The 22,976-nt window shown below is 55.1% G+C and carries 22 protein-coding genes, 3 tRNA genes and 1 riboswitch; of the genes, 12 read left to right on the top strand and 13 right to left on the bottom strand.

Annotation, left to right across the window (positions count from 1 at the left end; all coding sequences use genetic code 11):
- Positions 1 to 22: 22 nt before the first annotated feature.
- Both WMO44_RS06865 and WMO44_RS06860 read right to left on the bottom strand, forming a co-directional pair.
- Positions 23 to 1,354 (bottom strand): glucose-6-phosphate isomerase, encoded by a 1,332-nt coding sequence (locus tag WMO44_RS06865; protein ID WP_005920256.1) that lies wholly within the window; start codon positions 1,352 to 1,354, stop codon positions 23 to 25.
- A gap of 225 nt (positions 1,355 to 1,579) precedes the next feature.
- On the bottom strand, positions 1,580 to 2,812 hold the full coding sequence (locus tag WMO44_RS06860; RefSeq protein ID WP_349152133.1) for a D-alanyl-D-alanine carboxypeptidase family protein: 1,233 nt from the start codon (positions 2,810 to 2,812) through the stop codon (positions 1,580 to 1,582).
- 218 nt (positions 2,813 to 3,030) lie between these two features.
- Here WMO44_RS06860 and WMO44_RS06855 point away from each other — a divergent pair, with 218 nt between their 5' ends.
- From WMO44_RS06855 to WMO44_RS06840, 4 genes are all read left to right on the top strand, one after another.
- The gene (locus WMO44_RS06855) at positions 3,031 to 3,624 is read left to right on the top strand and encodes a twin-arginine translocation signal domain-containing protein (protein WP_349152132.1); all 594 of its coding nucleotides are present in this window, start codon (positions 3,031 to 3,033) and stop codon (positions 3,622 to 3,624) included.
- 169 nt (positions 3,625 to 3,793) lie between these two features.
- The gene (gene mtaB, locus WMO44_RS06850; RefSeq protein WP_349152131.1) at positions 3,794 to 5,089 is read left to right on the top strand and encodes a tRNA (N(6)-L-threonylcarbamoyladenosine(37)-C(2))-methylthiotransferase MtaB; all 1,296 of its coding nucleotides are present in this window, start codon (positions 3,794 to 3,796) and stop codon (positions 5,087 to 5,089) included.
- A 245-nt stretch (positions 5,090 to 5,334) separates the two neighbouring features.
- A complete protein-coding gene (locus WMO44_RS06845) occupies positions 5,335 to 6,888 on the top strand; it encodes a 4Fe-4S dicluster domain-containing protein (protein ID WP_349152130.1) in 1,554 nt (517 codons plus the stop codon).
- A gap of 225 nt (positions 6,889 to 7,113) precedes the next feature.
- A complete protein-coding gene (locus tag WMO44_RS06840) occupies positions 7,114 to 7,587 on the top strand; it encodes a pilin (RefSeq protein ID WP_349152129.1) in 474 nt (157 codons plus the stop codon).
- A 49-nt stretch (positions 7,588 to 7,636) separates the two neighbouring features.
- Here WMO44_RS06840 and WMO44_RS06835 read toward each other — a convergent pair whose 3' ends face one another.
- Positions 7,637 to 7,843: a hypothetical protein gene (locus WMO44_RS06835; RefSeq protein WP_097779496.1), complete on the bottom strand. Its 207-nt coding sequence runs from the start codon at positions 7,841 to 7,843 to the stop codon at positions 7,637 to 7,639.
- A gap of 164 nt (positions 7,844 to 8,007) precedes the next feature.
- On the opposite strand from WMO44_RS06835, the gene WMO44_RS06830 reads away from it, so the two are divergent.
- From WMO44_RS06830 to WMO44_RS06810, 5 genes are all read left to right on the top strand, one after another.
- Positions 8,008 to 8,856, top strand: a complete 849-nt coding sequence (locus WMO44_RS06830) for a bifunctional hydroxymethylpyrimidine kinase/phosphomethylpyrimidine kinase (RefSeq protein ID WP_118658827.1) — start codon at positions 8,008 to 8,010, stop codon at positions 8,854 to 8,856.
- Positions 8,853 to 9,359: a tRNA (cytidine(34)-2'-O)-methyltransferase gene (locus tag WMO44_RS06825; RefSeq protein WP_097779495.1), complete on the top strand. Its 507-nt coding sequence runs from the start codon at positions 8,853 to 8,855 to the stop codon at positions 9,357 to 9,359. The genes WMO44_RS06830 and WMO44_RS06825 overlap by 4 nt, the downstream gene beginning before the upstream one ends.
- Entirely contained in the window at positions 9,350 to 10,240 is an 891-nt protein-coding gene (locus WMO44_RS06820) for a DegV family protein (protein ID WP_330220871.1), read from the top strand. Before WMO44_RS06825 ends, WMO44_RS06820 begins: the two co-directional genes overlap by 10 nt.
- A gap of 220 nt (positions 10,241 to 10,460) precedes the next feature.
- Positions 10,461 to 10,562, top strand: a riboswitch (PreQ1-III riboswitch).
- Positions 10,563 to 10,569: 7 nt separating this feature from the next.
- Complete coding sequence (locus WMO44_RS06815) at positions 10,570 to 11,097, top strand: QueT transporter family protein (protein WP_349152128.1); 528 nt, start codon at positions 10,570 to 10,572, stop codon at positions 11,095 to 11,097.
- A gap of 15 nt (positions 11,098 to 11,112) precedes the next feature.
- The gene (locus tag WMO44_RS06810) at positions 11,113 to 11,763 is read left to right on the top strand and encodes an HAD family hydrolase (RefSeq protein ID WP_349152127.1); all 651 of its coding nucleotides are present in this window, start codon (positions 11,113 to 11,115) and stop codon (positions 11,761 to 11,763) included.
- 105 nt (positions 11,764 to 11,868) lie between these two features.
- On the opposite strand, the gene WMO44_RS06805 is transcribed toward WMO44_RS06810, so the two are convergent.
- Positions 11,869 to 11,944: transfer RNA gene (locus WMO44_RS06805), tRNA-Pro, on the bottom strand.
- 31 nt (positions 11,945 to 11,975) lie between these two features.
- A tRNA-Gln gene (locus WMO44_RS06800) sits at positions 11,976 to 12,049 on the bottom strand.
- Positions 12,050 to 12,321: 272 nt separating this feature from the next.
- Here WMO44_RS06800 and WMO44_RS06795 point away from each other — a divergent pair.
- Positions 12,322 to 13,401 (top strand): 6-phosphofructokinase, encoded by a 1,080-nt coding sequence (locus WMO44_RS06795; RefSeq protein WP_005924931.1) that lies wholly within the window; start codon positions 12,322 to 12,324, stop codon positions 13,399 to 13,401.
- Positions 13,402 to 13,598: 197 nt separating this feature from the next.
- On the opposite strand, the gene WMO44_RS06790 is transcribed toward WMO44_RS06795, so the two are convergent.
- Positions 13,599 to 14,594: a D-isomer specific 2-hydroxyacid dehydrogenase family protein gene (locus WMO44_RS06790; RefSeq protein ID WP_349152126.1), complete on the bottom strand. Its 996-nt coding sequence runs from the start codon at positions 14,592 to 14,594 to the stop codon at positions 13,599 to 13,601.
- A gap of 262 nt (positions 14,595 to 14,856) precedes the next feature.
- Between WMO44_RS06790 and pepT the strand changes: the two genes are divergently transcribed.
- Positions 14,857 to 16,074 carry a peptidase T gene (gene pepT / locus WMO44_RS06785; protein ID WP_349152125.1) on the top strand — a complete coding sequence of 406 codons (1,218 nt, stop codon included), beginning with the start codon at positions 14,857 to 14,859 and terminating at the stop codon, positions 16,072 to 16,074.
- Between the two features lie 357 nt (positions 16,075 to 16,431).
- Here pepT and WMO44_RS06780 read toward each other — a convergent pair whose 3' ends face one another.
- On the bottom strand, positions 16,432 to 17,829 hold the full coding sequence (locus tag WMO44_RS06780; RefSeq protein ID WP_118658831.1) for a TrkH family potassium uptake protein: 1,398 nt from the start codon (positions 17,827 to 17,829) through the stop codon (positions 16,432 to 16,434).
- A 258-nt stretch (positions 17,830 to 18,087) separates the two neighbouring features.
- Here WMO44_RS06780 and WMO44_RS06775 point away from each other — a divergent pair.
- A tRNA-Arg gene (locus tag WMO44_RS06775) sits at positions 18,088 to 18,164 on the top strand.
- 348 nt (positions 18,165 to 18,512) lie between these two features.
- Here the strand turns inward: WMO44_RS06775 and WMO44_RS06770 are convergent.
- From WMO44_RS06770 to WMO44_RS06745, 6 genes are all read right to left on the bottom strand, one after another.
- A complete protein-coding gene (locus WMO44_RS06770; RefSeq protein WP_024724965.1) occupies positions 18,513 to 19,904 on the bottom strand; it encodes a tyrosine-type recombinase/integrase in 1,392 nt (463 codons plus the stop codon).
- A complete protein-coding gene (locus WMO44_RS06765; protein WP_349152124.1) occupies positions 19,882 to 20,319 on the bottom strand; it encodes a helix-turn-helix domain-containing protein in 438 nt (145 codons plus the stop codon). The genes WMO44_RS06770 and WMO44_RS06765 overlap by 23 nt, the downstream gene beginning before the upstream one ends.
- Before the next feature lie 104 nt (positions 20,320 to 20,423).
- The gene (locus WMO44_RS06760) at positions 20,424 to 20,651 is read right to left on the bottom strand and encodes a helix-turn-helix domain-containing protein (RefSeq protein ID WP_002569114.1); all 228 of its coding nucleotides are present in this window, start codon (positions 20,649 to 20,651) and stop codon (positions 20,424 to 20,426) included.
- Between the two features lie 30 nt (positions 20,652 to 20,681).
- Complete coding sequence (locus WMO44_RS06755; RefSeq protein WP_002569115.1) at positions 20,682 to 21,062, bottom strand: type II toxin-antitoxin system PemK/MazF family toxin; 381 nt, start codon at positions 21,060 to 21,062, stop codon at positions 20,682 to 20,684.
- A gap of 487 nt (positions 21,063 to 21,549) precedes the next feature.
- Positions 21,550 to 22,098, bottom strand: a complete 549-nt coding sequence (locus tag WMO44_RS06750; RefSeq protein ID WP_006059623.1) for a sigma-70 family RNA polymerase sigma factor — start codon at positions 22,096 to 22,098, stop codon at positions 21,550 to 21,552.
- 300 nt (positions 22,099 to 22,398) lie between these two features.
- The gene (locus tag WMO44_RS06745) at positions 22,399 to 22,935 is read right to left on the bottom strand and encodes a hypothetical protein (protein WP_002592913.1); all 537 of its coding nucleotides are present in this window, start codon (positions 22,933 to 22,935) and stop codon (positions 22,399 to 22,401) included.
- Between the last annotated feature and the right edge of the window lie 41 nt (positions 22,936 to 22,976).

The raw sequence follows: 22,976 nt of genomic DNA, 5'->3' as shown, positions 1-22,976 counted from the left end.
GATCATTTTTTACGTTCAGCTTTTACTTCAGCTTTGCTTCCAGCTCTGCGGTCAGACCCTCGTAGCCGGGCTTGCCCAGCAGGGCGAACATGTTCTTCTTGTAGCTTTCCACACCGGGCTGGTTGAAGGGGTTCACGCTCAGCAGATAGCCGCTGCAGGCGCAGGCACGCCAGAAGAAATAGATCAGGTAGCCCACATTATAAGCAGACAGATCGTCCACCTCGATCAGCACCTCGGGCACGCCGCCATCGGTGTGTGCCAGAATGGTGCCTTCCATAGCCTTACGGTTGACCACGCTCATGTTCTGGTTTGCAAGGAAGTTCAGGCCGTCAAAATTGCCCTCCAGCGGGTCGATGAACAGATCCTGTGCGGGCTTCTTCACGTCCACGATGGTCTCGAACATGATGCGGGCACCTTCCTGAATGAACTGACCCATGGAGTGCAGGTCGGTAGAGAAGATGCAGCTTGCGGGGAACAGGCCCTTGTTGTCCTTGCCCTCGCTCTCGCCGAACAGCTGCTTGTACCACTCGTTCATCAGGGTGAAGTCCGGCTCGTAGCACTCCAGGATCTCCACAGCCTTGCCCTTGCGGTACAGGATGTTGCGGATAGCGGCGTACTTGTAGGCGTCATTGTCGGGGCTCAGCACGGAGAAGCGCTCCATAGCGTCGGCAGCGCCCTGCATCAGAGCATCGATGTCGATGCCGGCAGCGGCGATGGGCAGCAGACCCACGGCGCTCAGCACGGAGTAGCGGCCGCCCACGTCATCGGGAACTACAAAGGTAGGCCAGCCCTGTGCGTCAGCCAGCTGCTTCAGGGTGCCCTTGGCACGGTCGGTGGTGGCGTAGATGCGCTTGTTGGCTTCCTCCACGCCCATCTCCTTTTCCAGCAGCTCGCGCAGCACACGGAAGGCCAGAGAGGTCTCGGTGGTGGTGCCGGACTTGGAGATGACGTTGATGGAGAAGCGCTTGCCCTTGCACAGGCTGATGATGTTGTTCAGGTAGGTGGGGCTAATGCTGTTGCCGCAGAAGTAGATCTTCAGACCATCCTCCAGCTCATTGTGGTACATACCCTTAACGGCTTCCACAACAGCGCGTGCGCCCAGATAGCTGCCGCCGATACCGGCCACGACCAGAACGTCGGAGTCCTCGCGGATCTTGGCAGCAGCTGCCTTGATGCGGGCGAACTCTTCCTTGTCGTAATCCCGGGGCAGGGTCATCCAGCCCAGAAAATCGCTGCCGGGGCCGTTCTTGGCTTCCAGCTGCTTGTGGGCGGCTTCTACCTGCGGGTAGATGGCTGCATATTCCTCTTCGCTGATGAAGCTGGAGAGGTGTTTCGTGTTCAGTGCGACACTCATTTTATTAAAACCTCCAAACGATCTGCCGGGCCTTTGCCCTGCGAGGAAATATCTTGGTATAAGTGTACCGTTCCCTCCGGGTAAAGTCAAGGTCAAATTCCTTAGATTTCATACAATTTTAATAGTGTTTTTTTGTTTCTTCATCCAGATTTGTTCAGGTATCCAACAGTCCCGCCGGGCGTCCGGCGTACTTTTGTGCGCTGAAGCGCCTTTTTCGGCACAGGGTCAGGCTGCTGTCCCCCGCAGGCTGTCCCACAGCAGCTGCAACGCGGTGCCAAAATCCATGCACGGCGCATCGGCGGCGGCGCACACCGGGTACTCCCCCTGTACTGCTTCGCCGCACAGCAGCTGCGCCTTGCCCACTGTCTGTCCCCGGGTCACCGGGGCTTCCAGCGTGTCGGGCAGTTCCAGCTGCACGGTCAGCTGTCCGGCGCTTTCGGCGGGCAGTAACGCGGTCTGCGGCAGGGCAGCATAATCCAGCGGCACGGTCTCCTCAGTGCTGCCCTTTACCTTTAATTGCAGCGGACGCTCCTGCGGCAGGGGCACCGGTGCGGCGCGGTAAGCCGCAAAGCCGTAGTCCAGCAGAGTGGTGGCGGCTTCGAACCGTTCCTTACTGGAAGGTGCACCCAGCACCACGGCGATGAGGTTCAGCCCGTCCCGGGTGGCGCTGGCGGTAATGCACACCCCCGCTCCGCCGGTGGTGCCGGTCTTGAGCCCGGTGATGCCGTTGTAACGCCGCAGCAGCTTATTGGTGTTCACCAGCTGGGTCTGCCCGCCCCGCAAAGTGTCCGTCCAGATGCCGGTATAGTGCAGCACCTCCGGGCAGGTGTTCAGGATAGTGCGGCTCATGATGGCCACATCCCGTGCGGTGGAAAGATGTCCCTCGGTGTCCAGCCCGCAGGCGTTGCGGAAGGTGGTGTGTTCCATGCCCAGCTCTGCGGCGCGGGTGTTCATCTGCTGCACAAAGGCAGGCTCGCTGCCGCCCACCAGCTCTGCCACCGCCACTGCTGCGTCATTGGCCGAGGACACACAGATGGCCTTGAGCATCTCGTCCAGTGTGAACTGCTCCCCGGGCTCCAGCCAGATTTGGCTGCCGCCCATGTGGTAGGCGTGCTCGCTGACCGGCACGGCGGTGTCCATAGTCAGCCGCCCGGCGTGCACCGCCTCAAAGGTGAGCAGCAGGGTCATCACCTTGGTAATGGAGGCGATGGGCATAGTCTGGTCTGCATTCATCTCGTAAAGTACCGTGCCGCTGGTCTGGTCAATGAGCATCGCCGCGCGGCAGGGCAGAGTAAGCTGCGGCGGGGTGACTGTCAGGGTCTGCACTGCCGGTTCCGCCTGCGCCTGCACCGCCGGTTGGATGCGCAGCCCCTTGCCCTGCGCCGTGCCGAAAGCCAGTGCAAACAACCAGAAGCAGACCACCCCCGCGCACAGCAGCGCCAGATTTCTCCGTTCCATTCCTCATACCTCCCCGCGCAAACTCTCTTTTTGCAGTGTATGCCGCCGCCCGCGCCGGTATGCCGCTGGGCATTTTGTTCAGTTTTGGCGCATGAATTCTGTGTTTATATACAAAGTGTGAACACGTCCGTTGCAAAACGCTTTATTCTGCGGTATTCTGTATGTAGCAGAGACCTTCTGCATTTTGGATGTATTGATTAAATTTTGGAGGGATTTTTATGAGCACGATTTCTCGCCGTTCTTTCCTGAAACTGGCTGGCGCTACTGCGGTTGCCACCGCCGGTGCTTCTATGCTGACTGGCTGCTCCTGGTTTGATAATATTGAGCTGGTGATCATGGGCAGCGTTGATGATGGCAAAACCTATAACGAGGTTTTCCACGAGACTCTGCCTCGCATTGCAGTCAACTTTGTAAAGGGCAACATCAATCTGGCTCTGGATCTAGTCAAGAAACATGGTCCCGAGGAGTACCGCGGTGCCGATGTGTCTGTTGACAGCAGCTACCCGAATTCTCTCACCTTCATCAAGGACGAGAAGACCAGCAAGGAGAGTCTGATCATCGCGGTCAAGCTTGCCATGGTCGAGGTCGATTACGAAGTATTGGTTAACGGCAAGAGCGTCAGCTCCGGCAAGCAGAAGTTCCCCAAGGGCGTGACGAAGATTCCCGAAGAGGATGCACTGGAGCTGGCCAACAGTAAGCTGAACTACCCGCCGTACAATCAAGTTAAGCTTGAGATCGATAAGGCTTATACCGACAACCTGACCGTCGTAAATGGCAAGGTTACCATTGCGCTGCTTGCCCTCAAGGGCTGATATTCTGGTTTTCCCGGGGATGGACATTTGTCCATCCCTTTTTTGCTGCCGTTTTTCCACCCTCTGCCGCCGGGCGGTGCAATTCCGGTCTTGCGTACTGCCGTTGTTTTGTTATATAATGAAGAGTAGACCCTATTTTTATCCCATTTTGTGGAAAGGAACCCCTCTCATGCGAGTTTGTTTTTATACCTTGGGCTGCAAGGTCAACCTGAACGAGACCGGCGCGCTGGAACAGCTGTTCCGCGCCCACGGCTTTACCATTGCGCAGGAAGGCGAAGCAGCGGACGTGTTCATTGTGAACAGCTGCACCGTGACCAACTTCGGCGACCAGAAAAGCCGCAAGTGGCTGCGCCGCAAAAAGCGCGAGAATCCGGGTGCGGTAACGGTGCTGACCGGCTGCTACCCGCAGGCTTTCCCGGAGGAGGCCGCACAGTTCATGGAAGCCGACCTTGTGTGCGGCAATGGCGACCGCAAGGCCATTCTGGAGAACGTACAAAAACTGCTGGACGGCCACGAGCGCATCGTAGCCATTGCCCCGCACCAGCGCGGCGAGCAGTTCGAGGAGCTGCCGGTGGAACGGTTCGAGACCCACACCCGCGCCTTTATCAAGGTAGAGGACGGCTGCAACCGGCAGTGTGCCTACTGCGTCATCCCCCGTGCCCGCGGGCCGGTGCGCAGCCGTGCCGAGGAGAGCATTCTGGCCGAGCTGCACCAGCTGGCCGCTGCGGGTTACCGCGAGGTGGTGCTCAGCGCCATCTCCCTGCCCAGCTATGGGCTGGACACCGGCACGAACCTTGTGGAACTGGTGGAAAAATGCGCACAGGTGCCGGGCATCGAGCGCATCCGTCTGGGCAGCCTTGACCCCGATATGCTCACCCCGGAATTTATCTCCCGCTTGGCAGCGGTGGAGAAGCTTTGCCCCCAGTTCCACCTGAGTTTGCAGAGCGGCTGCACCGCCACCCTGCGACGGATGCGCCGGGTGTACACCGCGCAGGAGTACGCACAGGTGGTGGAGCAGATCCGCGCCGCCTACGGCAGCCGACCGGTCAGCTTTACCACCGACTGTATCTGCGGCTTCCCCGGCGAGACAGCAGACGACTTTGAGGAAAGCTGCGAATTTCTGAAAAAGATCGGCTTTCTCAAAGTCCATGTGTTCCCCTACTCCCGCCGCAGCGGCACCCCGGCTTACGATTTTCCGGATCAGATCCACGAGCGGGAAAAGCAGGAGCGCAGCCGCCGCATGAACGCCGTAGCCGAGCAGGTGCGCTGCGAGACGCTGGCCGCCTTTGAGGGCACCGAGGACGAGGTGCTGCTGGAAACACCCCTGTCCGGCACCCTGTTTACCGGCTACACCCGGCTGTACATCCCGGTGGTGGTCTCTGCCCCCGGCTGCGAGAGCGGGCAGATCGTGCGGGTAAAGCTTGGCCGCTACGACGGCGAGCGGGTGCGTGCAGCACTTTGCTGAAAATTTTTCATTTTACTTATACATTCTGTGCATCCGCATGAATACAATAAATTTTTAACAAATTTTGTGTTTTGCCCTTTTCATACGCACGTCTTTATGTTAAAATGAAGATGGATTTATCGGGTCCGGCGTGCTGTAAGCAACCAGCACGGTACCATCCGCGCCCGTATAGCGCCGTTTTTTGTTCTGCACGCAGGGCAGACGGCTCCGTTTTTTTGGCTGTTTCTGAGCAAGGAGAGATTGGAATGAGTTTCAGAGGAATCAATACTACGGTCATCCAGATCCGCCGTCAGGTGTTTACCGAGGTCGCCCGCATGGCTTACGCCAACGTCAAGGGCGAGCAGGCCAACCACCTGATGCGCAAGATCCCCTATACCATCATCCCCGGTGAGGAGGGCAAGCTGCGCAAGGATATCTTCCTCGAGCGTGCCATCGTCGAGGAGCGCGTGCGTCTGGCTATGGGTCTGCCCACCCGCCGCATGGACGAGCACAACAGCGTGGTCTCCGGTCTGGAGGATGCTTCCATCGCCGATAAGTACTATGATCCCCCGCTGGTCAACGTGATCAAGTTTGCCTGCAACCGCTGCCCCGAAAAACTGGTCAAGGTGTCTGACCTGTGTCAGGGCTGCCTTGCACACCCCTGTATGGAAGTGTGCCCCAAGAAGGCCATCACTTGGGAGAGCGGCCGCTCCACCATCGATCAGGATAAGTGCATCAAGTGCGGCCGCTGCGTCACCGTCTGCCCCTACAATGCCATCGTCAAGACCGAGCGCCCCTGCGCCGCTGCCTGCGGCATGGGCGCTATCCACTCTGACGAGCTGGGCCGTGCCGAGATCGATTACAGCAAGTGCGTATCCTGCGGTCAGTGTCTGGTGAACTGCCCCTTCGGTGCCATTGCCGACAAGGGTCAGATCTATCAGCTCATTCAGGGCTTCAACCGCGGCGACCGCATCTATGCGCTGGTCGCTCCCGCCTTCATCAACCAGTTCCCCTCTCTGGCTTCCACCGGCAAGCTGAAGGCTGCCTTGAAGGCCATCGGCTTCTGTGACGTGGTGGAAGTTGCCATCGGTGCCGACCTGTGCACCGTGGACGAGGCACACGACTTCCTTGAGGAAGTGCCCGAGAAGCTGGACTTCATGGCTACCTCCTGCTGCCCGGCATGGAGCATGATGGCAAAGAATGCCTTCCCCGGCCTTGCCAAAAACATCTCCATGACCATGACCCCCATGGTGTTCACCGCCCGCATGATGAAGCAGGCTGACCCCGAGGCTCGTATGTGCTTCATCGGACCCTGCGCCGCCAAGAAGCTGGAGGCCTCCCGCCGCACCGTCCGCTCTGACGTGGACTTCGTGCTGACCTTTGAGGAGCTGGCCGGTATCATCGAGGCAAAGGATCTGGATCTGGACAGTTTGGAAGTGGATCCCGCCGAGATGGATCTGTGCTACGCTTCTGCTGCCGGCCGCGGCTTTGCACAGTCCGGCGGCGTTGCCAAGGCCGTTGCCGACAAGATCAAGGAATGGCGTCCCGACATGGAGGTGAAGATCGCCTCCGCGCAGGGTCTGGCCGACTGCAAGAAGCTGCTGATGCTGGCCAAGGCCGGCAAGTACAACGGCTACCTGCTGGAAGGCATGGGCTGCCCCGGCGGCTGCATCGGCGGTGCCGGTACCATTGCCGATCCCGTGCGCACCGCTGCTGTGCTGAACAAGTATGTGAAGGATGCCGAGTTCACCGATCCCGAGCAGAGCGCTTTTATGTCCAACATCCACATGCTGAAGGACGACCCCAACTTTGAGGTCTGAGCCGCTATAACGTAACCATCCAAAAGGACGCTGCATCGTCGCAGCGTCCTTTTTTATCATACTTTCTACATTTTGTGTTGGATTCGAAACATTTTTGTGAAAGGTTGCCAAGGTGCATTGACAACGCCGTCCGGTCATGTTATGTTAGCATTGACAAATCAGTACCTTATGGGGCATCATATACTCTGTTTCGCCATGCCGCAATTGCGGCAGAAAGGATAAAACATGACTACTGCCTTAAAACGTACCGGCGCTGCCCTGCTGACACTGCTGATGTTCTGTGTGCTCACCTTGGGCGCTTCTGCCGCCGCGAACACTCCCGTGGGGGTCAAATTCTGGAAGGAAAAGTCCGATAAGGAATCCATGGCCAACTCCGGCATTGATTCCGACCGCGAGGCCTCCCTTACCCGCCAGTCCAACGGCACCTATACCCTGACGCTGCCCGTCAAGCAGGTGACCAAGCTCAATGTGACCGGTTACCTGACCGGCCTGACCATCGGCGATGTGACCTACACCGGCACCCTGATCGGCGAGATCGAAAAGGGCAACGGCATCCTGACCATCAAAAACCTGCCCGCCTCGGTGCTGACCGGCAGCGATGTAAACAAGTCGCTGACCGTGACCTGCAACATCCAGATGGATCTGAGCCTGCTGGGCGAGATCAACACTACCGCCCGGATGTGCATCTGGGCAAAATAAGACGCACGATAAAAAGCGCCGTTCCATCCGGGACGGCGCTTTTTGCTGTTCAGCAGTCGATGTGCTTTTCCACAAAGTCGGTGGCCATCTTATCCAGCTGCATCACCGCGTTTTCCGCACCCTTCATCACCTTGCGCACGTTGCGGCGCATCTGGCGCTTGCTCTGAGTGGCCATCATGGCACCGGCAGCCCCGAGGGCTGCACCGGCGGCCATGCCCACCACCATGCCTGCGGCGGAATTTTCTCGCTGTTTCATCCTGAATTTCTCCTTTCAGCCTGTCATGACAGGGCTTGCAGTGCTATTATTTCCGTAAAAGAATCTGGTATACGCTTTTTTTATGCTGCAATTTGTGGTATACTGTTGCATGATGCTTTTTATAAGCCGCTGCGTGCGGCTTTTCAGCAAGGAGGTTTTCCTATTTGCAAAAACCCATTGAACCCAAAAAGATCCTTTGCATCCACGATTTGTCCGGCGTAGGCCGGTGCAGCCTTGCGGTGATCCTGCCTGTACTGTCGGTCATGGGCTTCCAGCCGGTGGCACTGCCCACGGTGGTGCTTTCCACTCACACCGGCGGCCTTGGCACCCCCGCCCGGATGGACGGCAGTGCCTACGGCATGGCCGCACTGGAGCACTATCAGGAGCTGGAGCTGCAATTTGATTGTATCTATACCGGCTATCTGGGCGGCGAAGCACAGGTAGCGCTGGCTGAAAAAGCCTTTGCCCTGTGGCCTGCCGCCTACAAGGTGGTGGACCCTGTGATGGGCGATAACGGCAAGGCCTACTCCACCGTCACCCCGGCACTGGTCGAGCGCATCCGCAGCCTGTGCCGCGCGGCAGACCTGATCTTGCCCAACTACACCGAGGCGCAGCTGCTTTTGCAGCAGCAGCCCGTCACCGAGCAGCTGGACGATGCCGCTGCGCAGACTCTGGCAGATGCGTTGCAGCCGCTGGCCCCCAACGCGGTGGTCACCGGCCTGCCGCTGGGCAAGTACATCGGCTGTGCCGGTACCGGCGCAGACCGCTTCGTCATCAAAAAGCTGCACATCAGCCGCAGCTTCCCCGGCACGGGGGATCTGTACGGCGCTGTGCTCATCGGCTCGCTGCTGCAGGGCAACGCCCTGAGCGCTGCTGCCGATAATGCAGCGGAATTTGTTTCGCTGGCCATTCAGGGCACACCCTGCACACAGGACACCCGCTTCGGCGTGTGGTTCGAGCCACTGCTGCCCCGCCTGTGCCCCCTGCGGGAGGAACCGGAGGGCATCTTATGATGAACAAACCAACTTTGAATATCGTTCTGGTGGAGCCCCGCATCCCCCAGAACACCGGCAACGTGGCGCGCACCTGTGCTTGCACCGCCTGCCGTCTGCATCTGGTGGGGCCTATGGGCTTTGCCATTGACGACAAAAAGCTCAAACACGCCGGGCTGGACTACTGGCATTATCTGGACATTACCTATTACGATGGCCTTGCGGACTTTTTTGCCCGCAACAACGGCCCCTACTACTACTTTACCACCAAGGCACCCCAGCGCTACACCGATGTACAGTACCCGGACGGGGCATATCTGGTATTTGGCCGCGAGGATGCTGGTCTGCCGGAGGCGCTGCTTGCGGAAAATCAGGAGCACTGCATCCGCATGCCCATGCGGGACACCTGCCGCAGCCTGAATCTTTCCAACAGCGTGGCGGTGGGCGTGTACGAGGTGCTGCGGCAGTGGGATTTTCCGGAGCTGCTGGACCACGGCCACTTACGAGATTATGAATGGAAATGAGGGACACTATGAGCAAGATTGCAATTCTGACCGATTCCTCCTGCGATATCCCGCAGGAGATGGCCGAAAAGTACGGCATTGATATCATGAGCTTCCACATCCTGCTGGATGATGTGGACTACGTTGAGCGTGTGGACTGCACCAACACCGAATTCTACGATAAGATGCGCGCGGCAAAGGGTGTGCCCTCTACCGCCGCCATTACGCCCATCCAGTTCTGTGAAAAATACTGCCAGTATGTGGACGAGGGCTACACGGATGTCATCCATGTGCCCATCAACAAGTCCGGCTCCTCCACCTACAACAACGCCCTGATGGCACAGGGGATGCTGCGGGAGGAGCGCCCGGAGCATCATCTGAACATCCATCTGCTGGACCCCCACACCTACTCTATGGTGTTCGGCTGGTATCTGTGCGAGATGGCACGCAAGCTGCAGAACGGCGCAGAGATCCGCCACGTCATCCACGAGTTTGAGCGGCAGATGAACTGCATGGAGGTCGTGCTGGGGCCTTACAGCCTGAGGCAGATGAAAAAGAGCGGCCGCATCTCTGCCGCCGCAGCCGTCATGGGCGAGCTGATGGGCATCCGTCCCATCATTACCCTGATTGACGGCAAGACCAAGGTGGAAGCTAAGGTGCGCGGCGATGAAAAAGTCGTGCCCGCCATGGTGGATCTGTGCCAGAAGCGCGCCGGGGATGTGGAGGATTTTGAGTATATGATCGGCCACACCAACATCCCGCAGGCCGCTGATCTGGAAAAGGCCTGCCGCAAGGCCTTTGGCAAGCCGCCGCTGGCCGTGTTTGAGCTGGGCGGCGTGGTCTCTGCCAACACCGGCCCCGACACCATAGCGCTGACATATACCGGCCACCCCAGAGGGTAACACGCGATTTTAATAGCCTCCGCTTCGCTCTGGCTATTTCAGCGGTAATTCTATTTTTACTTTGAGGTTTCGAAAAGCCTGCGGGCTTTTCGAAACCTCTTTTTTACCGGAAGGGTCCAAGCCAAACCCTACATCTGTTCCCAATTCTGCAATAATTCATTGCAATCCGCCCAAAATTATGATATACTCCCTTGTGCTGTGTTTTTTCACGGCTCCTTTAGAGCAACTTAGGATTTTAGGCTCCCCGGTGCCACTCGAGCGGCGCTGGGCAAAACCCACAGGAGCTGGCGGTTCCTGTGCGGTCAAAATCAAACCGCTGGAGTATTATCATGAATCAGAATTCTTCCGTCCGTAAACTGGTACACTGCGGCATGGTGGCTGCCATCTATGTGGTGCTGTGTCTGGCATTGCAGCCCCTTTCCTATGGTGCTGTGCAGGTGCGCGTGGCCGAGGCTCTGTGCCTGCTGCCCGTGTTCGGTGCCGAGTACATCGTGGGCGTTGTGCTGGGCTGCTTCCTTGCAAACCTGCTGGGCTCCACCATCGTGGATGTGATCTTTGGCACACTGGCTACCCTGCTGGCCTGCCTTGTCACCTACAAGCTGCGCAATGTGCGCTTCAAGGGTCTGGCCATTGCTGCCAGCCTGCCCCCGGTGCTGTTCAACGCAGTGATCATCGGCATTGAGATTGCCGTCATGTTCCCGGACCCCACGTCCAGTGCACCCATCTGGCTGGCCTGCATCACCAACGGCATCTCGGTGGGCATCGGCGAAGTGATCAGCTGCACGGTGCTGGGCGTTGTGCTGGTAAAGTTGATCGAGAGCAACGCCGCACTGCGCAAAGTGTTTGCAACGGAATAACACAAGGAGGTTTCCATGCAGCCAAACGGTATGATCTTCTGGGACTGGAACGGTACCCTGATGGACGATGTGGACTTTACCCACAGCTGCCTGAACTGGATGCTGGAGACCCACGGCTACCCCCAGCGGTACGATCTGGCTGCCTACCGGGAGCTGTTCGGTTTTCCCATCGAGGACTACTACCGCTGCGCCGGGTTCGACTTTGCGCGGCATCCCTACCCGGAGCTTGCCGCCCGCTTTATGGAGTATTACAACGCCGGTGTGCCCGGCTGCGCTGTAACGGCACACGCCGTTGACACCCTGCAAACGCTGGCCCGCATGGGCTGGCAGCAGGCTGTGCTTTCTGCCTCCCGCCGTGATTACCTGATCGAGCAGGTATCCGCCCGGGGTCTGCAAGGCTTTTTTACCGAGTTGCTCGGCCTTGCGGACATTTACGGTGTAAGCAAGGTACAGCTTGGCACCGATTATCTGCGCCGCACCGGCATCGACCCTGCGGCCTGCGTGATGGTCGGCGACACCGACCACGACGCCGCAGTGGCTGCTGCCATTGGTGCGACTTGTGTGCTGTACACCGGCGGGCATCAGTCCCGCACCCGGCTGGAAAAGGCCAGTCCCTACGTCATCGACGACCTTGCCCAGTTGCCCGCATTGCTGGAAACGATATAATATTAGTGGCTCAGAAATACCTGTCGGCGTTTCTGAGCCACTTTTTTACAGTCTGTTCGCGCAAAAGCAAAAAAAGACCAGTACACAAATGTGTACTGGTCTTTTTGGTCGGAGCAGCGGGATTTGAACCCACGGCCTCCTCGTCCCGAACGAGGCGCGCTACCAACTGCGCTATGCCCCGAAAATACCGCAGCTTATTCGGCTGCGGTAACTGGTTGGGGATGAGAGAATCGAACTCCCACAAGTAGAGTCAGAGTCTACCGCACTACCACTATGCAAATCCCCAATATTCGGTTTTGTCAGCCGCGCCGTGCGTCGCTGACAAGGGATATTATACACGCCAGAGGGCTGCTTGTCAACCATTTTTTCAGTTTTTCTGTAAAAGTTTTTACAGCAGCTTTCCGTTGCACACAGGCTTGTAAATTTTTGGTTTTTCTCTTGACAGCACTCCCCTTTCGGAATACTCTAATACTATAAAGATGTAGGATCCCGGTCAGCCCGGCACCCTTTGCCGGACCGTTCGGCTTTGCCTGAATGATAATGAAAGAGGGTATTTGAATGAAAAAACGTGTTGGTATCCTGACTTCCGGCGGCGATTGCCCGGGCCTGAACGCCACCATCCGCGGCGTTGCAAAAGCACTGTACGCCCGCATGGGGGATAACGTGGAGATCGTGGGCATCGCCAACGGTTACAGCGGTCTGATCAACGGCGACTACCGTGAGATGAACGAGGACGACTTCCGCGGCATCCTGACCTTAGGCGGCACCATTCTGGGCACCAAGCGCACTCCCTTCAAGCTGATGCGTGTGGTGGAGGACGACAATATTGATAAAGTCGCCGCCATGAAAAAGACCTACAAGGCGGCAAAGCTCGACTGCCTGCTGTGTCTGGGCGGCAACGGCACCCACAAGACCGCCAACCTGCTTTCGCAGGAGGGGCTGAACATCATCGGCCTGCCCAAGACCATTGACAACGATATCTACGGCACCGATGTGACCTTCGGCTTCCACACCGCTGTGGACATCGCCACGGACGTCATCGACCGCATCCACACCACCGCCGGCAGCCACAGCCGCGTGATGTGCATTGAGATCATGGGCAACAAGGCCGGCTGGCTTACCCTGTACTCCGGCATTGCCGGCGGTGCGGACATCATCCTGCTGCCTGAGCTGCCCTACGATATCGACCGCGTATGCGAGGCTGTGGAGCGCCGCGCCAAGAAGGGCTCCAACTTCTCCATCCTTGCCGTGGCCGAGGGTGCCATCAACACCGAGGAAGCCCGCATGAAACGCAAGGACTGGATGGCCAAGCGTGCCGAGGCCGGTCTTGGCACCACCGCCACCAACCGCATTGCACAGGCCGTGCAGAAAAAGACCGGCATGGAGACCCGTGTGTGCATCCCGGGTCACATGCAGCGCGGCGGCAGCCCCAGCGCCTACGACCGTGTGCTGGCCACCCAGTTCGGCAGCTATGCCGCACAGCTAGTGGAGGTGGAGCGCTACGGCGTGACCGTAGCCATGGTAAACCGCCGTGTGACCGAGAACCGTCTGGCAGACATTGCCGGTAAGACCCGCAATGTGCCCGAAAACTGCGAGCTGCTGAGCGTGGCACGCCGCATGGGCGTCTGTCTGGGCTGAGTTTTTTATCGATCTGTTCAGGACACCGGAGCAGCATAGTTGCCCCTGTGTCCTATTTTTACAGGCAGAGGACGGCATTTTTCCTGAAAGCTGTTGCCGCCGCTCTGGCTGAGTAAGCTGCTGCTTTAGGGCAAAAATCAACGCAAACAAAAATCGGGCAGACCGTGGTCTGTCCGATTTTTGCATTTCATGCTTCCTCAGCGGTTGGTCACATCGTGCCGGCTGGGCGAGCCCTCGGCAAAGGCGGCGGCGCTTTCCAGCACACCGCGCACCATGCTCTTCACGTCCTCGTAAGTGTAAAAGGCTGTGTGGTCGGTCAGGATCACGTTGGGCATGGCGCGCAGGGCAGCCAGCTCCGGGTTCGGGATCACATCGCCCATGCGGTCGTAGTAGTACAGGCCGTTCTCGTTTTCCAGCACGTCCAGACCGGCAGCACCCACCTGCCCGCTTTCCAGCGCAGCCAGCAGAGCGTCGCTGTCGATCAGCTTGCCGCGGGCGGTGTTCACGATGGTCACACCGGGCTTCATCTTGGCAAAGGCATCGGCGTTGAGCAGATGGTGGTTCTCCTCGGTAGCGTTAGTGTGCAGGGTGATGACATCGCTCTCCGCGATCAGGGTCTCCAGCGGCACATACTTTGCGATCTTCTTCACCTCATCGTTCTGGTACAGGTCGTAGGCCAGCAGCTCACAGCCAAAGCCGGACAGGTGCTTCAGCACGGTCTGCCCGATGCGCCCCGTGCCGATAACGCCCACGGTGCAGTTGGAGATGTCCCGGCCGATCTTGCCCTTCAGGGAGTAGTCCTGCAGCTCACCGCGCTTGAGGATATGCCCCGCCTTGCGCAGGCTCATCAGCATGAGCATAATGGCAAAGTTCGCCACACCGTTGGGGGGATAATCCACATTGGAAACCTTCATGCCCAGCTCCCGCGCCTTTTCCAAATCCACATGGTCGTAGCCGATGGAGCGGCAGCAGATGGCCTTCACCCCAAGGTCATGAAAGCGCTGCAGCATGGGTGCGCTCATATCACAGGGTGTCAGCGATACCGCATCGTAGCCTGCGGCCAACTGGGCGTTCTCCATGGTAGGATACGCCTCGGTATAGCCGTACTCGATGCCCCGCTGCTTTGCCAGATTCTCCAAGATGCCCTGCTCATCGTAGGGGCGCAGCGTATAGAAAAACACTTTGACTGCCATAAAATTCTCCTCCTGGTCCTTCTTTACCGGAATGCGTGCCTGTGCGGCGCGACCTGCATCTTTGTAAGTATGTCTTTATTGTAGCACGTTTACGGATGGAGGACAGCTTTTTCATAGTGAATTTTGTTCATTTTGTTGTTGAAGCGGTGCTTTCTGCCCCATGTGCGCAAAAAAGGTTGTCAAAACAGGAAAAACAGGGTATGATAGAAGCTGGATCGCAAAGCTGCGGTCCTTCAATATTGTTAAAGGAGTGTGCTTTGTTATGCGCGCCTATGAACGACTGCTTGATTACGTCAAGGTCTACACCACCTCGGACCCGGAGTCCGGTACCCATCCTTCCACTGCGCGGGAGTTTGATCTGGCTCACAAGCTGGTGGAGGAACTGAAGGCTCTGGGCGTGGAGGATGCCCGTGTGGACGAGCACTGCTACGTCTACGGTTCCCTGCCCGCCACCCCCGGCTGCGAGGAAAAGCCCGCACTGGGTCTGATCGCCCACATGGACACCGCCCCGGATGCCAGCGGCGAGAACGTGAACCCCATCCTGCACGAGAACTATGACGGCGGCGATGTGGTGCTGCCCGCCACCGGCAAGGTGATGAAGGTCTCCGCCTTCCCCTTTCTTGCCTCTATGAAGGGCGAGACCCTGATCACCACCGACGGCACCACCCTGCTGGGTGCAGACGACAAAGCCGGTGTGGCTGAGATCATGACCGCTGTGGAGACCGTTATCCGCGAGGGTCGCCCCCACGGCAAGCTGTGCATCGGCTTTACCCCGGACGAGGAGATCGGCGAGGGTGCCGACCTGTTCGATATCCCCGGCTTTGGTGCAGACTTTGCCTACACGGTGGACGGCGGCGATGCCGGCGACATCGAGTACGAGAACTTTAACGCCGCTGCTGCCACCGTAACCGTCCACGGCTTCTCTGTGCATCCCGGTTCTGCCAAGGACACCATGATCAACGCCTCCAACGTTGCCATGGAGTTCCACGGCGCTCTGCCCGTGATGGCACGTCCCGAGACCACCGAGGGCCGTCAGGGCTTCTACCACCTGTGCCAGATGTACGGCGATGTCACCACCGCAAAGCTGGGCTACATTCTGCGCGACCACGATGCCGCCAAGTTGCAGTTCAAGAAGGACAACATGCAGGACATTGCCGATTACCTGAACGGCAAGTACGGCGCAGGCACCGTAGAAGTAGAGATCAAGGACAGCTACCGCAATATGCTGGAAAAGATCAAGCCCCACTTCCACCTCATCGAAACTGCCCGCAAGGCTGTACGCATGGCCGGTCTGGAGCCGGTGGAGGTGCCTGTGCGCGGCGGCACCGATGGCGCTACCCTCAGCTGGAATGGTCTGCCCTGCCCCAATCTGGGCACCGGCGGCTTCAACTTCCACGGCGTGTGCGAGTGCACCACCGTGGAGCGGATGGACCGCTGCACCGAGATCGTGCTGAATATCATTTCCCTGTACGCAGAGTAATTTATTTTTAGATATAACAGAATAGGGCTGTAAAGTCTCCTGTAAAAAAGTAATGTCGGGCAGCCTTCGGGCTGTCCGATATTGCTTTAGTCAAAATCCTTCCCGTGAAAATGGGCTGACGGAGCGTCCGCGTTTGCGCAGCAATGAAAGCCCCAGTGGGGCTTTTAAGCGGCAGAGCGGTCTGCATTAGCAGATGGAGGGGCTTTGCCCCGACAAGCTCCGCAGACGCTCCGTCAGCCCGAAGTAAAAAATAATCTTCCTTAAAATATGGCCAAAGCGCACGCGGAGGCCATTCAAAATCGTTTAACATCAAAAACGGCGGCTGCACAGTGCTTTGTGCAGCCGCCGTTTTTTCATTTAACCTACATTGATATGCCCCACCGGCATGATCTTGCGCTTGTTGTCGTCCGGTTTGGCGGTCAGGCTCATGGCAAAGGCCACCGGGCCTACACGGCCCATGAACATGACCAGCATATACAGGATCTTTGCCCCGTTGTTCAGCTGGCTGGTCACGCCCACGGAAAGGCCCACCGTGCCAAAGGCCGAGCAGGACTCGAAGATGGCGTCCACCACAGACACGGCGTCCGAGGTGTTGTAGTACACCACGATGGCCGAGCCGATGACCGCCACAGCGCCCAGCACGATAATGGTCAGCGCGCGGTAGACCGTCTTGGACTCGATGTGGTGGTCAGCGATCACACAGTCATCGCGTCCCTGCGCCACGCTGCGGATGGTCAGGATGATGACCGCGAAGGTGGTCACCTTCACGCCGCCGCCGGTAGAGCCGGGCGCTGCGCCGATGAACTGCAACACGCTCATGAGCAGCTTGCTCAGGGTGCCGCAGGAGGCCAGATCCACGGTGTTCATGCCGGCGGTACGGGTGGATACCGACTGGAACAGCGAAGCCATCACCTTGCCGGGCACCGACAGCCCGCCCAGTGTGGCGGGGTTGTTCCACTCCATCAGTCCCAGCCCCAGCGCGCCGCCCAGCCATAAGATCACCGAGAAGGACAGCACCACCTTGGCGTGCAGGGACAGGCGGCGTTTCTGGTACCACTGGCACAGCTCCACCCAGACCATAAAGCCCAGACCGCCGGAGATGATCATGAATATGATCACCGCCTGCACATAGTAGTTGTTGACATAGGGCACCAGCGAGGAGTACGCTCCGAACCGTCCGAACAGGTCAAAGCCCGCATTGCAGAAGGCCGAAATGGCGGTGAACACGCTGATCCAGACGCCCTCCAGCCCGAACTGCGGCACAAAGGCGAACAGCAGCAGCAGAATGCCGATGCCTTCAAACATCGCTGCCAGCCCCACCACGATCTTCAGCACGCTTTTGGCCTGATCGTAGCCGTCTGCCGAGACGCTTTCGCCCAGCAAGCGCAGATCACGGAAGCCCATGCGCCGGCGCATGGCCAGCGCAAAAAAGCTGGTGAGGGTAACAAGGCCAAGGCCACCCACCTGAATGAGCAGCAGCACCACCGCCTGCCCGAACCATGTGAACTGCGACCATGTATCCCGCACCACCAGACCGGTAACGCAGGTGGCGCTGGTAGCTGTGAACATGGCGTTGAGCACGTCCAGCCGTCCGTGCCTGCTGGCAATGGGCAAAGTGAGCAGCAGCGTGCCCAGCGCGATCACGATAATAAAGCTGACGCAGATGATCTGGGTCGGGGTGCTCAGTCCCAGCTTTCTCCGCCGGACCGACCTCTGGTGCCGCAGCTTTTTGCGGATATTTTTTATCTTTTCCATAGCATCCTCCCTGCGCAGCACGCAGCCGCTTTGCATTCCCTTATAGCATACACCATTTTGCCCGCAGGTTCAACTTGATTTTACAGCCCAGTTGCGGTATTATAATAAGGTACTGCGTTTTTGGGGTTCGTTCCGCCCCCAAAGATGCAGAACTGTGTCTCCGTAGCTCAGCTGGATAGAGCGTCCGCCTCCTAAGGTTGTGCTCTACCAGCTGCCTTACGGGGAAAAGTGATCGTTGCCAGTCTCAATTTAATATAAGTCTCTGTAGCTCAGCAGGATAGAGCGTTCGCCTCCTAAGCGAAAGGCCGTGGGTTCGAATCCCGCCAGGGACGCCAGCAAACACGCCGAAAACCTTTGATTTATCAGGGTTTTCGGCTTTTCTTATTTCTGCGGCTTTTGTGGCTTTTTTGCAAAAAACCTTGGTTTGCTAACATTTGCTAACGAGATTTGGCCTTTTGCTAAGAAAGGCGGTAAGTCAGAGGTTCGATTTTTACCAAAGGAACTTGCAAACATTTGTTAGCAGAAATTAGAGGAAGTTGCAAACAAAATCGCGAATTTGCTAACATCGCTCAAAAATGCTTTCAGAACCTTGCTAACAAAAAAAGTGTTTGGTCACTGTGCAAAGTGGTTCAAACGAAGAAAACCTCTCACAAAGTGAGAGGCGTTCTTCTGAGGGAGGGACTTTATAAAGCTTTTGCCAGCTGCTTGAGCAGTGCGGCAGTTTCGGGATTTTTAAGCAGTTCCAGTATCTTCGCTGCATCACTTTCATCTCTTTCAGTGACGGCAGTATCCGCAGTTTTAGGCTCTGTATCTTCAACAGGGTCAGGAGTCTTAGAGGAATAAAAAGCTTCCTCCAATCGCTGAGCGTTTATGCACCGATCCTCGTCGATGATGTGAGAATAGACATCCGCAACCATTTTAACCTGAGCATGACCAGAGTCACCCTGGACTGATTTCATATCGCCGCCATTGAGTTTCAGCTTGTAGGTGATGCTGGAGTGGCGAAGAGAATGGAACACAACATGAGGCAGTCCGTTTTCTTTGATAAGTTTATTGAAAGCACGGTTAATCACCTGACTTTCCATCGGACGGCCATTGCTGGAGCAAAAGACCAGGTTATTGTCGATGTATTCATCTCCAAACAGATCCATCAGCTCATCAATTTCTTTTTTTCTCTCTACCAGCATATAGGCAACTGTTTTCGGCAGGTACACGCGGCGAATACTGGTTTTGGTTTTAGGCTCTTTCAGGACCAGAGCAGTATGGGTACTGGCTATGCAAGGTGGAAACTTCTTAATAACACCTTTGTCGCTCAAATCGTCCAATGCACCTCGTGTAACCCGTTGCAGCTCTTTGTTGACGAATATATAAGCTGAACCATTTTCTATGCTCTGTGGTGCAATATCAATGCAGTCCCAGGTAAGGCCCAGCATTTCGCCAATGCGTAAAGAGCAGGAGAACGCCAGATTTAAGGCAAGGGAGAGGATAGGATCATCACAGACTTCCATAGCCTTGCTCAGCGTTTCGGCAGTCCATATATCCCGTTCTTTATGTTCTTCTTTGGGAAGTGTCGCATTCAGGACAGGGTTACGGCTGATTAGTTCCCAACGCACCGCCTGATTAAAGGCACTGCGAAGTAGCTTGTGAATTTCTCTTACTGTATGCGGGGTCAGATATTCGCTTGTGGGTTTGCGGTTGTTGACGCTTACCGTTTTCACAGAGAGCAGATCACGGTAATACTTATCCATCATCCTTGGAGTGATGTCGGATAGTAACATATCTCCGATAATAGGAGTTATGTAGTTTCTCGCCAGACCACGGCGGCTTTCATATGTTGACATTGCCCAGGTATTTACACCATAGATGGACATATATTCATCGAGCAGATCGTTCAGGGTCTTTGCCGTAGGAATAAAGAAGGTTCCAGAGTCCTGCTCATACTCAATTTGCTTTTTTCGTTTTTTTGCTTCTGCATTTGTGCTGAAGGTTTCCCAACGCTGTCTGCGTTTTCCGTTTTCATCTGTGTAATCATACACCACAGAATATTTGCTTTTACGCTTCACGATAGATGCCATTTTCATTGCTCCTTTCTGAGATTTTCACATAATGAGTTTGCTTTTGATACCAGGCTTCAAAACTGCTGGTAATGATACGAATTCTTCGATCAATCAAGGTCGTCTCAAAATAGCCCCTTTTAACAAGGTCATAAGCTGTGCCAGATTTCAGCCCCAAAAGATCCGCCATTTCCGGAACTGACATCGTAGTATGCCTCCATTTCTCTCCGGGCGGTGTACCATCCACTTTTTTATAGTGGAACTGGCCGGCATACCAATCTTCAAAGCTATCCAGCATAACTCTTATTCGTCCGGCCACTTGAATTGTTTTGAAATAGTTCTTTTTAACCAACCAGTAGGATTCTACTTTACCAAGCCCAAGCATTTTGCCCATCTCTGGTACAGACATACTGGTCTTTACTCTTTGTTTTTGCATGGCTTTTGCCTCCTCTATAAAGTTTTTCTTGCTATGGCCTCATTGTAAGAGAAAGCAGAAAAAAAGTTAAGGATGTCGATTTGGAGATCGGCATCCTTGACAAATCATTCATCTGCGTGATCCAGCCAGTCATCAAAGCTCTTTTTGGAAATGCGGATATGACCGCCGACTCTGACGCTGTGGAATACACCCTGTTTTACCAGATTATATGCTGTGGGACGACTGATACCCAGAATGTCCTGAATCTCATCGACCGTATAGGTTCTTTTGTCATAGCTGACAGGATTTTGTTCATTAAAGCGGTTCAATTCCGCAATTCTTGCTTCAAACATAAAAACGCCTCCTTTATCCGGTAAGTGGCCTTACGGAGCCTCCATTTCCTCCGGAATATGAATATCTAAACTAACTTGCAGAGCATCATCAATCGCTCTCATTTCTTCGCGAGATACGCGCCCAATGTACGATAAAACACGCCTTTTATCAATCGTTTTAATTTGCTCCAGCAGAACAACAGATTTCAGTCCAAGCTCTGGAACGCTCTCCAGTGCATAGTGTGTGGGCAGCTCCTTTTTCTTAATCCATTTACTGGTGAGTGGAGCTACGATCAAAGTGGGGCAGAAAAAATTCCCCACATTGTTTTGAAGAACCAGGACAGGACGGGTGCCGCCTTGCTCTGATCCAAAATAAGGGTTCAAATTGGCATAATATAAATCCCCACGCTTATAAATCCAATCTTCTTTCATGTTCATCCTCCTATGTTTTGAGATTTGATTATGTAAGAAGGAGGCTCTGCAAATTACAGAGTCTCCTTCAATTTAGCGCCTGTTTTATCCCTTACTTGTCCACGACACCCCAGGGATTTGGGTAATCATTAAGCCGCAGGTGGCTGGCCTGCTTCTCAGGAGTTTCACCTCCACTTCGTTTGGTCTTACCCATGGCCTGCGACGGTTATTATCACGCTCGGACTATGGCTGTAAGAGAGCTTTCCTCCTTGTTATGCCATGACCGGATGCCATCCGATGTATTCCAGCCTGATATATTTCTGATAAACCGAAAACTCATCTATACAGCAAAAATGGGTTGGCCTGTTATGCGAGTGGCAGCTCTCAGAAAATATACCGCTGATGTAGCGGCTATTACGCCCAAAGAGGATCAAACTTAATGATTCGTATATGAGGTTGTCAAGGTGCAAGTGAAAGGATTTCCCTCTCACTTGCTACTGCCACTTTTTTAGAAAATCGCAACCAACTTTTTTATTTTTTCTTCAATTTTTTTCAATCGCTTATCTGCGGCTTGCCGAGTAATACCATATCGTTGGGCTAAACAAGTTGCATTTGGTATTTTCATTTCATAATAGGACAATATAAAATCTCGTTCTGCCGGACTCAGTTTCAATAGAGCTTGGTGTAAATCCTCAAGAAGTAAATTCTGAATAGCTTGTTCCGCAGTATCAACAGATTCATCCACAAACAAATCTGTATCCTGATAACCTTCCTCTGTGCCGTCACGATCTCCCACATGAGAAGCCGGGAATATAGAGCGACTTTTCTCATGTTCCTGGAGATAGCGGCTGTGGCGGTCCTCCTGTTGGTATTTTTCAAAATCTTTGCGAGAACATTCCATGATAATGCGGTCATCTTCATCACGGAACATTTTGACTGTTTCAACAAAAAAGCGCCCAGTAAAGCAACCATTGCGGCGTGCCTTACTGAACGCTGAAAAACTGATTTCCTCCCATTCCTGTGGGCTGTTATTTTTCCAAATGAATACTCTCGTCATATCCTTTCCTCCGTTCAAATTCTTGGTAGTCAGCGAATTTGAACGGTGTCATGGATATTTTGCTATGTACGCCTCCCAGCGCATACCGGCCTCCTAATACCGGGCAAAGAAAAAGGCCGGAAGTGTTTTCACCTCCAGCCATGTTCCTGCCGCCATATTGCAGCAGGAATGAAAAAAGCCCGGTTAATGCCGGGCCTTATGTAGAAAAGTATTCAATTTAGCGCATTCCTGCCACTATAACAAGTATAGCAGGTCGGAAGTCGGAAGGGAGTAGGGATTAGGTCGGGGATTTGTCGGGATTTAGTCGGGATTTAGTCGGGGCAGCTCCTCCAGGACTTCTGGAATAGAATATCCAAACAAGCAAACAGAAAATAAATAGATGGCTTCTCGTTTTCGGTCATAAAAGACACTGCGCTCTATATTTAGTTCTTCCAGCAATTCTTTCTCTGTACTGTTGAACCGATAGATAAATTGCTTAGTCAAAATTTCATAGTAAAGTTCTCCTCGATCCGGATACCGTTTCAGACGAAGGAGTGCACGGTCAATAATATTGACCAGCATTTGATTTTGAACAAGGCAGCAAACTTTTTCTTCAAAGGCTTGCAGTTCAATATCTGGTGCAAAATTTTCAAGATAGCAGAGGCCAGACTCTATATCTTGTTCTCCCATAATCCAAGCAGTTTCTTGTAATTCTTCTGCCCGTTCACTCAGAACCCAGACTACATCACGGTAAATCTTTAGAATCAGCTTACTTCTATGAAACGCAGCGTCGCTGTTAAGCCCCAAAGCTGTTAGCCTGCTGTTACATTTTTGGATTGTTGTGCTTTCTTTTCTCATAGAACATCCCTCCTTGTTCGCAATATTGCGAACATATTAGG

This window comes from Faecalibacterium tardum (assembly GCF_040096515.1).
Lineage (GTDB): Bacteria > Bacillota > Clostridia > Oscillospirales > Ruminococcaceae > Faecalibacterium > Faecalibacterium tardum.
This window is presented reverse-complemented; position numbering and strand designations above follow the sequence as displayed.